Genomic DNA, 14590 nt, shown 5'->3' with positions numbered 1-14590 from the left:
TGGAGAGATTCCAAGCTTTTTTACGTATGTGTAATTGTTATAGCAACTTGTTTATCTAGCTCATTATCCCAAACACGTTGAATTTCAAAGGTGCCTTTTTCAAAAAATAATGGGAATCTTTCTTTAAACCAATCTTGCATAGGAAGCTTTAGTGCTGTATCGATTGGTATCCATAATAATTTGCCCTCAGGTGGGTTTAAAAGAAGTTCACCTTCAAATGAGTCTGTCCAGTAGTTAAATACCATGTACCGAACATTCCCTTTCGGATTTACATATTCATCTAATCCCTTAAAATTTAAATCCGAAACAAGTAATCCGGTTTCTTCTTTTACTTCCCTTATAGCGGCTTGAACGATACTTTCGGGAAAATCTACTTTGCCGCCAGGAGCTATGTAGCCAGGGAAACCTCGATGATTGGGTCGTTTTACGAGTAAAACTTCATTGTTGCGCTGGATCATACACATTGTATAGATTTGGTGTTCGATGTTATGTGAATTTGGAGGCATAATGATGCATTCTCCTTTATATTTTTTTGATAATTTTACCATAACATAATGGTTTCTTATATAATTGGAAATATAATATTATGAATTTTCAGTCGTATATTATGTATTCTATAGTCATTTGAAAAGAGGAGAGAGACATGCAAGGGGAAATACAAAAGGAGAAAAGTTTAAGTTATATTGGAAAATTATTATTACCAGTTAAAGTATCAACGCACTTTAAGTTTTTATGGATTGGACAATTACTCTCGGCCTTAGGTAGTTCGATAACTATGGTCATACTTCCAGTTGTTGTGTATTCATTAACTGGCTCAACAGTTGTAATGGGGATGACGATGGCAATGTACATGCTACCTAATATTCTTGCTTTACCGTTTGCAGGTTTAGTTGTAGACCGAATTGATCGGGTTAAATTAATGTTATTTACGGATATAATCCGCTGTATATTAATGCTATTACTTGCATCGCTTATATTTATGGATTTATTAACAATTACGATTTTATATATTCTCGTTGCCATATACGGACTTATGGAAGGGATATTCCAACCAGCATATTCTGCTGTAAGGGCGAAAGTATTCGTTCCTGAAATTCGTAATGCAGCTAACGCACTCACTCAAATGAGTAATCAAGGTATACGATTGATTGGGCCAGCACTTGGTGGGTTAATCGTATCGGTTGCATCTGCAGGGATAGGTTTCGGACTAGATGCAGCAACGTACTTATTATCATTTTTATGTTTATTATTTTAAAAGAAATTAAGTTTAAAAAAGTAAAACCCATTGAAAAGAGTAAGCTTACTTACAAACAAGAGTTTATGGAAGGTGTTTTAGTTTTAAAAAGTCATCCGTGGCTGTGGATTACAATTTTAGTTTTTTCTTTTATAAATATTTGTTATGCCGGCATTATCGTCGTATTAATTCCATGGTTATTTAATGTTCATCATCATTTTGAAGCTTACGTGTATGGGCTTGGCATGGCCTTTTCTGGTGGTGGGGCTATAATTGCCGCAGTAATATTTGGTGGGAAAGAGCGGTGGCATAAGAGAGGATTACTGGCTTATGGAGGTGTTTTAATGAGTGGCATTGCTTTATTAATTATGCCATTCATTTCTTGGGCACCCGCTTTAATATTCTTAATGGCAATTGAAGGATTTGGCATGATGATATTTGGACTCATTTGGGAAACGAGTTTACAGGAGTTTGTACCAGAAGAAGCATTCGGAAGAGTGGCAAGCCTTGATATGTTGGGTTCTTTTGCTTTATTGCCATTAGGGTATGTAGTTGTAGGCTGGTTAGCTACTGTCATAGGTGGCGAAATAACTATTATAACACTAGCTAGTTTAGTAATTTTAACAATTGGAATAGCATTGTCTGTACAGAGTATTCGTCGATTTAATTGATTATATGGGAAAAGAGGGCTAGACCTATATAGAAAATAACTTAGCATATAATCAACTAGTATTAATAAAACACCTTTGTAATGAAAAACTGTCCGTACATATTTGGCACAACAAAATTAGAAATCACAAAAGAAGTGACGGAAGCGATACAAGCAGGTTTCAAAAAAGAAGACTAAGCCCTAAAGAAATTAGGACTTAGTCTTCATTAAATACAAATGTTTGTTTCATTTTTTTACCTTCATTTACCGGATGGCCATTGTAAGAGAAATTCTTTTCTTCCCAAGTGATTACAACTTTAAAATTATGACTATTAAAGTCTAATGGGAATACCATGTAGTCAAAGCTTGTATGACTTTTAGAAATATTTTCATTAGGTGTAGTAGGTTTAAAGGTAGCTTTAGAGGTAGGGTTGTTATCAAGTATTTCCACAGATACGTTTGATACATCATGACCGATGTTTTTTACGAGTAAACTATACGTATCAAATACACCTTGCTTTGGCTGGATTGCTTGCTTGTTTGAGTTATGAGATTTATCAATTTCGACATACCATTGTTTAGACTTTGACGCAATCGGTAGTGACTGAAATGTGTAAGCACTAGCTTGTATTGGTAGTGCTAAGCATAAAAGTGTAAAGAGAGTTAATATTTTTCGTTTCATTTTTTTAGAGCTCCCATTCTTTAATGGATTTACTTGTTATTATCTTCTTTTTACGAGTAAATATACCATATAATGTAAAGTGGCTATAAGAGTAGTGAATCAATATCTTATTCAATACTCTTATAGCCGGCATAATTACGTATGTAGTAAAAAAGAATAAATTTGTTTTTCTATACTTAGATTGCTGCCCTTTTTAAAAGGACTATTTTTACGTTTTAATAAAAAGAATATACTAAGAGTTCAGTATAAATTATTTATTTTAATGTAGTTAAATGTGCTTATATATGTGAAATTAGAGAAGGAAGCTGTGTAGAGATGTTTCTACACAGTTTTTTTAGGATATGAAAAAATTACCAAAAATATGTTAAAATAACATTGTCATACAACAAGGGGGATTTGTTTTATGGAAAATGGACATCTTGCTAAAGTAGACTTAACGAAAAAAATTGAATCAAAATCTAAGTACAATAAGAAATTAGAAAAATATCAAAGGCGCTTATTAGCATTACAGCAAATTTTGAAAGAAGAAAAAATCGCGGTTATGCTTGTTATGGAAGGATGGGATGCGGCTGGTAAAGGTGGGGCAATTAAGCGGGTGACGGAACATCTTGACCCGCGTGGGTTCCAAGTAAATCCAATTGGAGCGCCTGCACCTCATGAGAAACGTTACCATTATTTGCAACGTTTCTGGCGCAAAATTCCACAGTACGGGCAAATCACCATTTTTGATCGCTCATGGTACGGTCGTGTGTTAGTTGAGCGTGTTGAAGGATTTGCTACAAAGGAAGAGTGGATGAGAGCATATGATGAGATTAATGATTTTGAAAAACTACTAACAGATGACCATTACATAATAGGGAAGTTCTTCTACCATATAAGTAAAGAGGAACAGTTAAAGAGATTTAAAGATAGAGAGAAAAATCCTTTGAAAAGATGGAAAATTACAGACGAAGATTGGCGTAATCGTGAAAAATGGGATGAGTATGTTGAAGCAATGGAAGACATGTTTGAAAAAACAAGTAAGCCAAATGCAAAGTGGCATATTATTGAAAGTAACGATAAATTGTATGCTCGTGTGAAAACGTTAAAAATTATTATTTCATTCATTGAGGATTATTTCTTAGAACATGGTATAGAATTGCCTTCTTATTATTATGAAATGAAAGAGGATATTGAAGTTTTGCAAGGTGTAGGTGTTAAAGAGTAAATAAGAAAATGGCCCTGTGAATTGGTGAAACCAAATTATGGGGCTTTTTTATTTAGAAACATTTTACAATTAACAGAATAAGGTATATAATCAATAATCATATTAACAATGTTAATATGATTATTGATTATATACTATGTGGGGGTTTTACTTTGAAGGGAAGAGATGTTGTTTTAGGTTTATTAATGGAAAAGGAATTGTCTGGTTACGATATTAAAATTGTGTTTGAAGACGTATTTACTCATTTTTTTGATGGAAGTTTTGGAATGATTTATCCAACATTACGGCAATTGGAGAATGAAGGGAAAATAAAAAAAGAGGTTGTCATGCAAGAGGGAAAACCGAATAAGAAAATGTACTTTATTACAGATGAGGGGCGTGAAGAATTTTATCAATACATGCAGACGCCTATAGAGAAGGATGTTTTACGTTCGGATTTTTTAATGAGAATGTATTTTGGCAACTATAGTGATGATGTAACAATAAAAAAATGGATTAAAGATGAAATTGAAAGAAAAGAAGCGTACATTGCAGATCTTCGATTGAAATATGAAAAGTGGAGAATAGGTATTACTTTCGTCGAAGAAATTTCACTAGATGTAGGTATTGCATCGTATAGTGCACAAGTGGAGACTTTGAAGAAAAAATTAGAAGAGTTAGAGGCGAAAGAAAACAATAAAACAGAAGAGTGAAAAACGCATTCACAATAAATAAAGGGGTATATAAAGATGGAGCAATCAAAGGGTATTAAGATTGTCTTTTTAATGTGTCTAGGTATCTTTCTTTGTATGATTGATACGACAATTATGAATATAGCTTTACCGGCAATACAATCGAGTGTAAATACTTCATTAGAAAAGATGTCTTGGGTATTAAATGTTTATACAATGACGATTGCAGTACTTGCCATTCCGTTAGGGCGGATAGCTGATATCTTTGGAAAAGCAAAGATGTATATTCTTGGTCTGGTGATTTTTGGGGGTGGATCGGTACTTTGCGCTTTTGCTAATACAGGTGATTTTCTTATTTTTTCTCGTTTTATACAAAGTATTGGGGCAGCAATTTTATTTCCAACAAGTATGGTAATTGGTGTATCAGCTATGCCGTTAGCTAAAAGGCATGTTGCACTTGCAATTTTAGGAGTAACACAAGGATTGTCAGCTGCTATGGGGCCAGTAATAGGTGGAATTATTACGCAAAATTTAGGATGGAGATGGGTGTTCTTCGTTAATGTTCCGGTTTGTATAATAGGAATCGTGTTATGTTGCATCATGCTACAAATAAAAAATGAAGAACGTATTATCTCAAAAATAGATTGGATAGGACTACTATTAAGTAGCACAGCAATTTTTTCATTTACTCTCATATTAGTAAAAGGTAATACATGGGGATGGCAAAGTAATATTGCTTTGTCTTGTTATGCAATTAGCACTATTTCTCTTATTCTATTTATTTTAGTAGAACGAAAGATTCATAACCCAATGGTGAATTTAAAGTTATTTCAAGATCGAATGTTTGTCGGAGCGTCAATCGTTGTTATATTGAGTAATTTATTTTTAATTGGAGTTACTGTATTGCTTCCAACGTTCTTGACGAAACTACAAGGTCGAACGGAAATTGAAGCGGCTTTTTTAGTGACACCTATTTCAGCGATGATATTTTTTGTCTCACCAGTTGCAGCAACTTTAATTAAAAAACTCGGAAAAGTAACTATTATTTTGTCAGGATTTCTTGTTATGGGGCTTTCCTACTATTGGTTGCAAATGATTGATGTTCATTCAACAAATATAGAAATTATTATTCCATGTATGATATTAGGTGTCGGATATGGCTTAGTAGTGGGGCCAATTACAGTTTTAAGTGCGTCTTCGTTTGAAGGAGAATTATTAACTGCTTCTCAAAGTGTTGTATCAATGTTACGACAGGTTGGAATTGTATTGGCGGTCGCAATATTTGTCTCTAACTTAACTCATAATTTAACTATAAATAAAGAAAAAGTATATCATTATGCAGAAGAAAAGGTGCGGAATATTCATGTGAATAGTACTGAGCAAACTGAAATTTTACAAATGACTAAAGAAAAAATAGAGAATCAAAGTTTAGAGTCGAATATAAATAAGAAACAAAATGCAATGACAATGGGATTAAGTAAAGAGAAAAAGGAAGAATTGATTCGCGACAAGACGGATGAAATATTAAGAAAAGTTCCAGTAGAATATAGGGATGTAAAAAGAGAAGAAGTTATGAGGCAAGTAACAAAAGAAGTTGAAAAACAAGAGGAAAGTATAAAGAAAGAGGTACTCACATTTTCGAATGATGTGAATCATTATGCCAAGAATCAGATGGCAATGAGTTTTACAGATTTATATAAAGCAAGTGTGCCAATTATTTTAATTTGTGCTTTCGTAAGTTTGTTGTTTTGGGAAGGAAGAGCTTTGAGTAAAAAGAGAAGGGGAAGGATAGTAGAAGAAGTGTAAAGGGAAACAGGCTGCTATTAGCCTGTTTTTTCATTGTTTTCTCCTTGCATATTGTGAATAGTAGTATTTTTAATATAGCATGGGATAAGTCGAGTATGATTAGAAAGTTTTTTAGAATGAAAGGGATGAATGGAAAATGCCATTGAATATGTAACGTTATACATAGTACATTAACAAGAGGGATTAATTTTAAAAGGAGGATGGGGAATTGCTAGATAAGGCAGGGGCTTTAATAGATAATCATGTGTACACAGAAGAAGAGCAACAAAAACTATACAAACGAACGTTAATAATCGTCAGCATTTCACAAATGTTTGGCGGTGCAGGACTAGCTGCTGGTATTACAGTGGGAGCACTTCTTGCGCAGCAAATGCTTGGAACAGATGCATTTGCTGGATTACCAACTGCTATGTTTACATTGGGATCAGCATTAGCAGCTTTCATAGTAGGGAAGCTTTCGCAACGATATGGACGCCGGATAGGTCTTGCAACAGGGTTTATAGTAGGTGGATTTGGAGCAATTGGTGTTGTAATGGCAGCTTTAACGAATAGCATTATTCTTTTACTTATTTCTTTACTCATATATGGTGCCGGTACAGCCACGAATCTACAAGCTCGTTATGCAGGTACAGATTTAGCAGATAAGAAGCAGAGAGCAACGGCTGTTAGTATTACGATGGTAATGACGACTTTCGGTGCAGTTGCAGGACCAAATTTAGTAGGAGTAATGGGTAGTTTTGCGCATTCAATTGGAGTTCCTAAACTTGCAGGTCCGTTCATACTATCGGCAGCAGCATTTATACTGGCGGGTCTAGTTCTTTTTGTTATGCTTCGTCCAGATCCGTTAATTATTGCTAACATAATAGAAAGATATAAACAGGAACATACATATAAAGGACAACCAATAACAGACGAAGCGAAAGAAAATAAACGAGGTATTACAGTTGGAGCAATCGTAATGATACTTACGCAAATCGTGATGGTTGGGATTATGACGATGACGCCAGTTCATATGGGACACCACGGTCACGGTTTAAGTGCAGTAGGACTTGTGATAGGTTTTCATGTAGGTGCAATGTACCTTCCATCTCTCGTTACAGGAATGTTAATTGATAAAATTGGCCGAACTACAATGAGCATAGCTGGTGGAGTGATTTTACTTGCAGCGGGTGTCATAGCTGCGATAGCGCCAAGTGATTCTTTATTACTATTAATCGTTGCTCTGTCTTTACTTGGGCTAGGATGGAACCTCGGATTGATTAGTGGTACAGCACAAATCGTTGATTCCACAACACCGTCTACACGTGCTAAAACACAAGGGAAAATAGATGTTTTTATTGCGCTAGCTGGAGCTTCTGGTGGAGCGATGTCAGGTATGGTAGTAGCGAATTCAAGTTATGCGGCATTGTCATTGGCTGGAGGCGTGTTAGCGTTATTACTTATTCCTGTTGTGATATGGTCTCGAAAAGGGGCAAGAAATTAAATGAAAAAGAGGTTCTAGTTACTGACTAGAGCCTCTTTTTATACACTTAAATTAAATTCCACTCTACAATAAGCCCTAAATGTGTAAGACCACCACCGAATCCGTATAGTAAAAGTGTGTCTCCATTATTTAACTTTCCTTCTTTTATAGCTAAATCTAGAGCGAGTGGAATGGTGACTGAAGAGGTATTCCCCATATATTCCACGCTCGTTAATGTTTTTTGTATTGGAATTTGAGATTTTTCGCAAATAGATTCAATCATTCGTAAGTTAGCGCTGTGGGGTATGAACCAGTCTATATCATCCCCTTGCATATTTGCGTTATGTAATAAATTTTTTATGCCTTTTGGCACTGTTCGTGTTGCCCATTTATATACTTCTCTTCCATTTTGAACGATTTTTTCATTTGTTTGCAGTGGTGTGCCATTCATAGTAGTAGATAAGTTTGTGCTATATAGATGAATGCCGCCATCACCGTTTGTTCCCATGTGAGCAGCGATAAAGCTTGGGATGTCTTCATCTCTTTCTAATAAAATAGCTCCAGCACCATCACCGAATAAAATACAGGTCGTTCTATCGGTATAATCAGTAACTTTAGATAATGTCTCTGTCGCTACGACAAGTATTTTTTCATGTGATCCAGAAGTGATTAAGCTATTACCGACGTGTAGTCCATATGTAAAACCAGCACAAGTTGCATTTAAATCAAAAGCTAGTGTATGAGGTATGTTGAAGTATTGTTGTATTTGGCAAGCAACACTAGGGAAAACGTAATCAGCAGTAGTAGTAGCGACAATGATACAGTCGACATCTTCTAAGTTTTTCTTATATGTTGTACATAAATTTTTAATTGCTTTAATGGCTAAGTTTGAGGAATATTCTTCTTCGCTAGCGATTCTTCTTTCCTTCATTCCTGTTCTTTGTACAATCCATTCATCATTCGTATGGACCATCTTTTCTAAATCGTTATTAGACAATATTTGATCTGGAACATAAGTACCAATTGCAGTAATACGAGATTTAGAATGCATAGGAACATCTCCTAATTTTTATTTTTATAACCTGATACTAATATTAGGTTATAAAAATGTCAATATAGATTTTTGTTGTATTAAAACGATAATACTTAACTTACTATGAAGGAATTTGGCGAGTGCTGTAAAAATAATATACGAGAAGTTTCTAAAATTGATAATTGCTTTTGTTATTTTTATTGTGAGAAAAACTCGCAAAAAATGACGATTAAAGTAAAAAAATAACGATTTTCTTTAGTGTGATATAGGTTGTTAAACCTTGTGAAAGCGAATTACTTATGCTACACTTTATGTAACTTAAAATGAACGGAGGGGCTTCCTTTGATCTTAATCAGATTACGTCTCAATACTTTGTGCCAATAATTGAATAGCGCTCAAAGGCTCTGTCTGTGTACAGAGTGAACGGGATTGGTCTGCCTATTTTAAAGGAACCCTTTATTAAGCTTATATGTGAAAAAGAGGGAGGGACGAATACGCCCTCTTTTTGTTTTGCCTTTATAAATAGAATGGGATTGTATAGGTGAACGCTTATTGTGTATACGTATACGATCTTGGGACTTTTTGACTATAAAATAGGATGAAAGCATAGCTTTCTTCTATTTCTTTGGTGAACCCTTATCCGTTTACGAAAACACAGGCAGCGACCTGTGTTTTTTATTTTACGTAATCGAAATGGAGGAATAAATATATGGAAGAAGTATTACAAAGAGCAGTTTTAGTTGGAGTAAATGTAGGTAATGAAGATGATTTTGCATATTCGATGGAAGAGTTAACAAATCTTGCGGAAGCTTGTGATGTAGAGGTAATTGGGCAAGTAACGCAAAATTTACAACGAGTAAATCCATCGCATTATATCGGAAAAGGAAAGATTGAAGAAGTAGCAGCGTATGTACAAGAAATAGATGCGAATATGGTCATCTTTAATGATGAATTATCTCCTTCACAAATTCGAAATTTAGAAGAGGATTTAGATTGTAAGGTGATTGATCGTACCATTTTAATTTTAGATATTTTTGCGCAACGTGCGAAAACGAAAGAAGCACAGCTGCAAGTAGAAGTAGCACACCTTCAGTACATGATGCCTCGTTTAATTGGTCTTCGTGAATCGTTAGGGAGACAGAGCGGCGGCGTTGGTACGAAAAATAAAGGTGTCGGTGAGAAGAAGCTAGAGTTAGACCGTCGTAAAATTGAAGAACAAATTTCAGTTTTGAATAAAGATTTAGAAGCGCTCGTTGCCCAGCGTCAAACGCAGCGAAAGCAACGTAAGAAAAATGAAATACCTGTTGTAGCATTAGTAGGTTATACGAATGCAGGAAAGTCAACGACGATGAATGCAATGCTTGAAATTTATAATGGTACAGAAGAAAAACAAGTATTTGAAAAAGATATGTTATTTGCGACGTTAGAAACATCTGTACGAAATATTGATTTGCCAGATAATAAATCATTTTTATTAACAGATACAGTTGGATTTGTAAGTAAATTACCACATCATCTTGTGAAGGCGTTCCGTTCAACGTTAGAAGAAGTAGCGGAAGCAGATTTACTTATTCACGTCGTAGATTACGCAAATCCAAATTATGAACAATTAATTGATATTACAAATGAAACGTTAAAGAAAATTGGAGTAGAAAATATTCCAACGATCTATGCTTATAACAAATCAGATATGGTGGATGTTGAAATTCCGAAAGTACAAGAAGACCGCGTGTATTTATCTGCGAAGAAACATGTTGGAATTGAAGAGCTTGTAGAAATGATTCGTTCCCATATTTATAAAGAATATACGAAATGTGAAATGTTAATTCCGTATGATCACGGACAGGTAGTTTCGTATTTCAATAATCATGCGCACGTTTTATCAACGAGTTATGAAAATGAAGGTACGAAACTAGAAGTGGAATGTAAGACGAGCGATTATGAGAAGTATAAGCGTTTTGCAATTTAATGTAAGAGGCAACCCAGTTTGTGATTGGGTTGCCTTTTTCTATAATGTTTTACTGCTGAAAGTTACAAGGATGCAAGTCAATGATGGGAGTTAAGTTATATTTCTGGAAAAAGAAATGAAAGCAGTATAGAATAGAAATGTTTCAAAAGTCAGAATTTATTACACCTACTGTAATAAATATATATTTTGTACAGAAAGGAGCGATTCACATATGCAGGCAGTTTCACAAAAAAACACAGTAGAAACACCGACAATATATCGAATATTATTTGCGATTAGTTTCGGACATTTTTTAAATGATTCGATGCAAGCAGTTGTGCCGGCGTTGTTTCCTATTTTGGAAAAAACGATGAATTTATCCTATATGCAAGTAGGGTGGATTGCGTTTGCGTTAAATATGACGTCATCGATTATGCAACCGGTGTTTGGTATGTATTCAGATAAGAAGCCGTCACCATTTTTATTACCACTCGGTATGTTTTCAAGTATGCTTGGAATGATTGGACTCGCGTTTGCACCAAACTTTATTATTGTTATTATTTCTGTTTTATTTATTGGCTTAGGTTCCGCAGTCTTTCATCCAGAAGGCGCTCGTGTTGCGTATATGGCGGCAGGTGCAAAACGAGGGTTAGCGCAAGCGATTTATCAAGTTGGGGGAAACACGGGGAATTCTTTAGCTCCTATTTTTACAGCGCTAATTTTCGTTCCACTCGGTCAAATTGGTTCATTAGGTTTTACAGCATTTGCAGCAGTAGGAATTGCATTATTAATTTTCGTATCGAATTGGTACAAAAATGAATTAGCAACCGGCGCTGTAAGAAGGAAGAAGAGAGCTGCGCTTGAGGCGGAAAATGCAATTGTAAGTACACACATTAAATTTGTTATTATACTTCTTGTTTTTCTTACTTTTGTGCGCTCTTGGTACGGTGCCGGTATCGGGAATTTCTATCAATTTTACTTAATTGAGCATTATGGTTTATCTATAAAAAATGCCCAGTATTTCGTATTCGCATTTATGATTGCTGGTGTGTTAGGCACTTTCTTCGGGGGACCGTTAGCAGATCGATTTGGTAAGAAAAACATCATCGTATTTTCAATGTTAGGTTCAGCGCCACTTGCGCTGTTATTACCACATGTCTCACTTGTGTGGGTCGTACCTTTATTTTTATGTATCGGTTTTATTAGTTCAAGTAGTTTTAGTGTAATTGTTGTATACGCGCAAGAGCTTGTTCCGGGAAAAGTAGGGATGGTATCAGGTCTAATTGTAGGTCTTGCGTTCGGCCTTGGTGCTCTAGGTGCTGTAGTACTAGGAAAGTTAGCTGATATATATAGCCTTCAGTTCATTATGATATTATGTAGTTGTTTACCGTTAATTGGACTTACTTCATGGTTATTACCAAGTGATAAGAAAACGATAGAATAGGGGATGCACTATGAAATTATGTGAAAACGTAACAGAATTAATAGGAGATACACCTGTCGTCCGATTATCTAAATTTATTCCGGAAGACGCAGCGGACGTGTATGTGAAACTAGAAATGTTTAATCCATCACGTAGTGTGAAAGACCGTGCTGCTTATAATTTACTTCACGTTGCAGAAGAAAATGGTCTCATTAAACCAGGGGATACAATTATTGAACCGACAAGCGGGAATACAGGAATTGGTTTAGCGATGAACGCAGCAGCTAAAGGGTATAAAGCGATTTTAATTATGCCAGACAATATGTCAAAAGAGCGTATTAATTTATTGAAAGCATACGGGGCAGAAGTAGTTTTAACACCAGCAGAACAAAGAATGCCAGGAGCAATTGCGAAGGCGTTAGAACTGCAAAAACAAATACCGAATAGTTTTATCCCGCAACAATTTGAAAATCCAGCTAATCCGAATATTCACCGTTATACGACTGCACTTGAAATTTACGAACAAATGGAGGGAGAGCTTGATGCTTTTGTTGCAACGGCAGGAACAGGCGGAACGATTACAGGGACTGGTGAAACGTTAAAAGAGAAATTGCCAAACTTATATATTGCAGTAGTGGAACCGAAAGGATCTCCCGTTTTATCCGGTGGTGTACCAGGTCCTCATAAACTAGTAGGAACAAGCCCAGGATTTATTCCGAAAAACTTAAATACAGAAGTGTATAACGAAATTATTCAAATTGCAGACGAAGAGGCTTTAACGACAATGAGAAACTTAGCTAGACAAGAAGGATTATTAGTTGGGCCATCTTCTGGAGCATCTGTTTACGCTGCAATCATGATAGCGAAACGTCTAGGCGTTGGTAAAAAAGTTTTATGTATTGCGCCTGATACAGGTGAACGTTATTTGAGCATGGGGTTATTTGAATAAAAAGGATAGAAACACCTTAATAGTGAATAGCTGCTATTAAGGTGTTTGTTTTATGGAATGAAGAGGGGGAGAAGAACAATGAAACTATTAAAACCAATCCATGAATATAGTGAGCGTATTACGGCGTATAGACAAGCGTTTTTACACTCAGGGGAACAACCACATGGAAGTAGTTCTTTACAAAACTTTGATTCTCTTGATGAATGGTTTGAAAAAGTGAGTAAACAAGAACTAGGAGAAAATTTACTAGCTAATCGAGTGCCATCTAGTCAGTTTTTAAGTTTTGAAAAAGGGGAACTTATAGGTTTTTTGAATATTAGACATAGATTAAATCCAGAATTATTACGGGAAAGCGGTCATATTGGATATAGTGTCCATCCGAATAAACGTCGCCACGGTTACGCTACGAAACAACTACAACTTGCATTAGCTGAAGCGCAAAAATTAGGATTGCAGAAAGTATTAATAACTTGCGATAAATCCAATATCGGTTCTGCTAAAACGATTCAAAAGGTTGGAGGTGTGTTAGAAAATGAAGTAGTTTCTTCTCGTACTGGTGAAGTTATTCAGCGCTATTGGATAGAAATATGATTAAGTAGGAATTTGAAAAGGTAATGCAAGCTGTAATATCGAAATAGATAAATGAAATATAGGGGATTACTGCAATTTTAGGGGGAAATGAAATGGGATTAAAAGAGAGAGCGATAGAGATGTCAGAGATTTATAGGCAAAATCCGAAAGTAGAAGCTATTATTTTAGCGGGTTCAGTAGCTAGAAAGCTTGAAGATGAACATTCAGATATAGAATTACATATTTTATGGTCAACACCGCCGGAAGATGAGGATCGTAGGGCCCCTATTTATCATATTGATGGGAAAATATTATCGTATCATCCGTATGAGGAAGAAGAATGGTCGGAAACGTATTTAACGAAAGAGGGAATTAAATTAGAGATTAGTAACTTTTTAACAGAGACAGTAGAGAAAGTAATTTCGGATGTGGTGGATCAATATGATATAAATTATGAAAAACAATGTATTGTATCATCCATTCATGATGGTGTTAGTTTGTATGGAGAAGGGAAAGCGAATGAATTAAAAGAAAAAGTAGCGGCATATCCAGATGAACTAGCAAAACTGATGATTTCAGAAAATCTATGGTTAAGTAATCGTTGGCACAATCGAAAGGCGCTTTTAAAACGGAAAGATTGGCTTATGCTTTATGACGTTATTTGCGAAGTACAAAGGAACGTATTCGGTGTTTTATTTGGTTTGAATAAAATGTACGTACATCATCCAGCGTTTAAATGGATGCCTAATAATGTGGAACGAATGACTATTAAACCTGAAAAATTATATGAACGTATGGCGGACACATTAATAGGGAATCCAGAAAAAAGTGTGCAGGAGTTAGAGTTGCTAATAGAAGAAGTGTTGCAACAAGTTCATACATACGCGCCAGGAGTAAATGTGGATGAGCAAGAAAAATCTATTTTTTATTTTGTGAAATAGAAAATAGTAATAAGG

At 35.3% G+C, this 14590-nt stretch carries 12 protein-coding genes and 1 pseudogene; 10 read left to right on the top strand and 3 right to left on the bottom strand.

The features are described 5' to 3' along the window. Positions 1-20 precede the first annotated feature (20 nt). Positions 21-506 (bottom strand): 8-oxo-dGTP diphosphatase, encoded by a 486-nt coding sequence (locus tag QCI79_RS03700; protein WP_001134949.1) that lies wholly within the window; start codon positions 504-506, stop codon positions 21-23. 137 nt (positions 507-643) lie between these two features. On the opposite strand from QCI79_RS03700, the pseudogene QCI79_RS03695 reads away from it, so the two are divergent. Further along, positions 644-1905, top strand: a pseudogene (locus tag QCI79_RS03695) (MFS transporter). 195 nt (positions 1906-2100) lie between these two features. Here QCI79_RS03695 and QCI79_RS03690 read toward each other — a convergent pair. Further along, positions 2101-2565: a hypothetical protein gene (locus QCI79_RS03690; protein ID WP_000823343.1), complete on the bottom strand. Its 465-nt coding sequence runs from the start codon at positions 2563-2565 to the stop codon at positions 2101-2103. Positions 2566-2968: 403 nt separating this feature from the next. Between QCI79_RS03690 and QCI79_RS03685 the strand changes: the two genes are divergently transcribed. From QCI79_RS03685 to QCI79_RS03670, 4 genes are all read left to right on the top strand, one after another. After that, a complete protein-coding gene (locus tag QCI79_RS03685; RefSeq protein ID WP_000427320.1) occupies positions 2969-3772 on the top strand; it encodes a polyphosphate kinase 2 family protein in 804 nt (267 codons plus the stop codon). Positions 3773-3924: 152 nt separating this feature from the next. Beyond that, positions 3925-4464, top strand: coding sequence for a PadR family transcriptional regulator (locus QCI79_RS03680; protein WP_000678329.1), 540 nt, complete (start codon positions 3925-3927; stop codon positions 4462-4464). A 36-nt stretch (positions 4465-4500) separates the two neighbouring features. Next, positions 4501-6249: an MDR family MFS transporter gene (locus tag QCI79_RS03675; protein ID WP_000438113.1), complete on the top strand. Its 1749-nt coding sequence runs from the start codon at positions 4501-4503 to the stop codon at positions 6247-6249. 208 nt (positions 6250-6457) lie between these two features. Beyond that, positions 6458-7732 (top strand): MFS transporter, encoded by a 1275-nt coding sequence (locus QCI79_RS03670; protein WP_000884511.1) that lies wholly within the window; start codon positions 6458-6460, stop codon positions 7730-7732. Positions 7733-7778: 46 nt separating this feature from the next. Here QCI79_RS03670 and QCI79_RS03665 read toward each other — a convergent pair whose 3' ends face one another. Beyond that, complete coding sequence (locus QCI79_RS03665) at positions 7779-8762, bottom strand: ketoacyl-ACP synthase III (protein WP_000555754.1); 984 nt, start codon at positions 8760-8762, stop codon at positions 7779-7781. Between the two features lie 691 nt (positions 8763-9453). Here QCI79_RS03665 and hflX point away from each other — a divergent pair. The 5 genes from hflX to QCI79_RS03640 all read left to right on the top strand — a co-directional run bounded on the left by hflX (position 9454) and on the right by QCI79_RS03640 (position 14575). Continuing rightward, positions 9454-10713: a GTPase HflX gene (gene hflX, locus QCI79_RS03660; RefSeq protein ID WP_000393280.1), complete on the top strand. Its 1260-nt coding sequence runs from the start codon at positions 9454-9456 to the stop codon at positions 10711-10713. Between the two features lie 211 nt (positions 10714-10924). Next, complete coding sequence (locus tag QCI79_RS03655; RefSeq protein ID WP_001149411.1) at positions 10925-12136, top strand: MFS transporter; 1212 nt, start codon at positions 10925-10927, stop codon at positions 12134-12136. Positions 12137-12146: 10 nt separating this feature from the next. Then, positions 12147-13064 carry a cysteine synthase A gene (gene cysK, locus QCI79_RS03650; protein ID WP_000762279.1) on the top strand — a complete coding sequence of 306 codons (918 nt, stop codon included), beginning with the start codon at positions 12147-12149 and terminating at the stop codon, positions 13062-13064. Positions 13065-13142: 78 nt separating this feature from the next. Continuing rightward, a complete protein-coding gene (locus tag QCI79_RS03645) occupies positions 13143-13655 on the top strand; it encodes a GNAT family N-acetyltransferase (protein ID WP_000771278.1) in 513 nt (170 codons plus the stop codon). Between the two features lie 92 nt (positions 13656-13747). Then, positions 13748-14575, top strand: coding sequence for a DUF4037 domain-containing protein (locus QCI79_RS03640; RefSeq protein WP_000523212.1), 828 nt, complete (start codon positions 13748-13750; stop codon positions 14573-14575). Positions 14576-14590: the final 15 nt, after the last annotated feature.

It is taken from the genome of Bacillus cereus group sp. MG1 (genome assembly GCF_040460035.1).
In the GTDB taxonomy this organism is placed as follows: domain Bacteria; phylum Bacillota; class Bacilli; order Bacillales; family Bacillaceae_G; genus Bacillus_A; species Bacillus_A cereus.
This window is presented reverse-complemented; position numbering and strand designations above follow the sequence as displayed.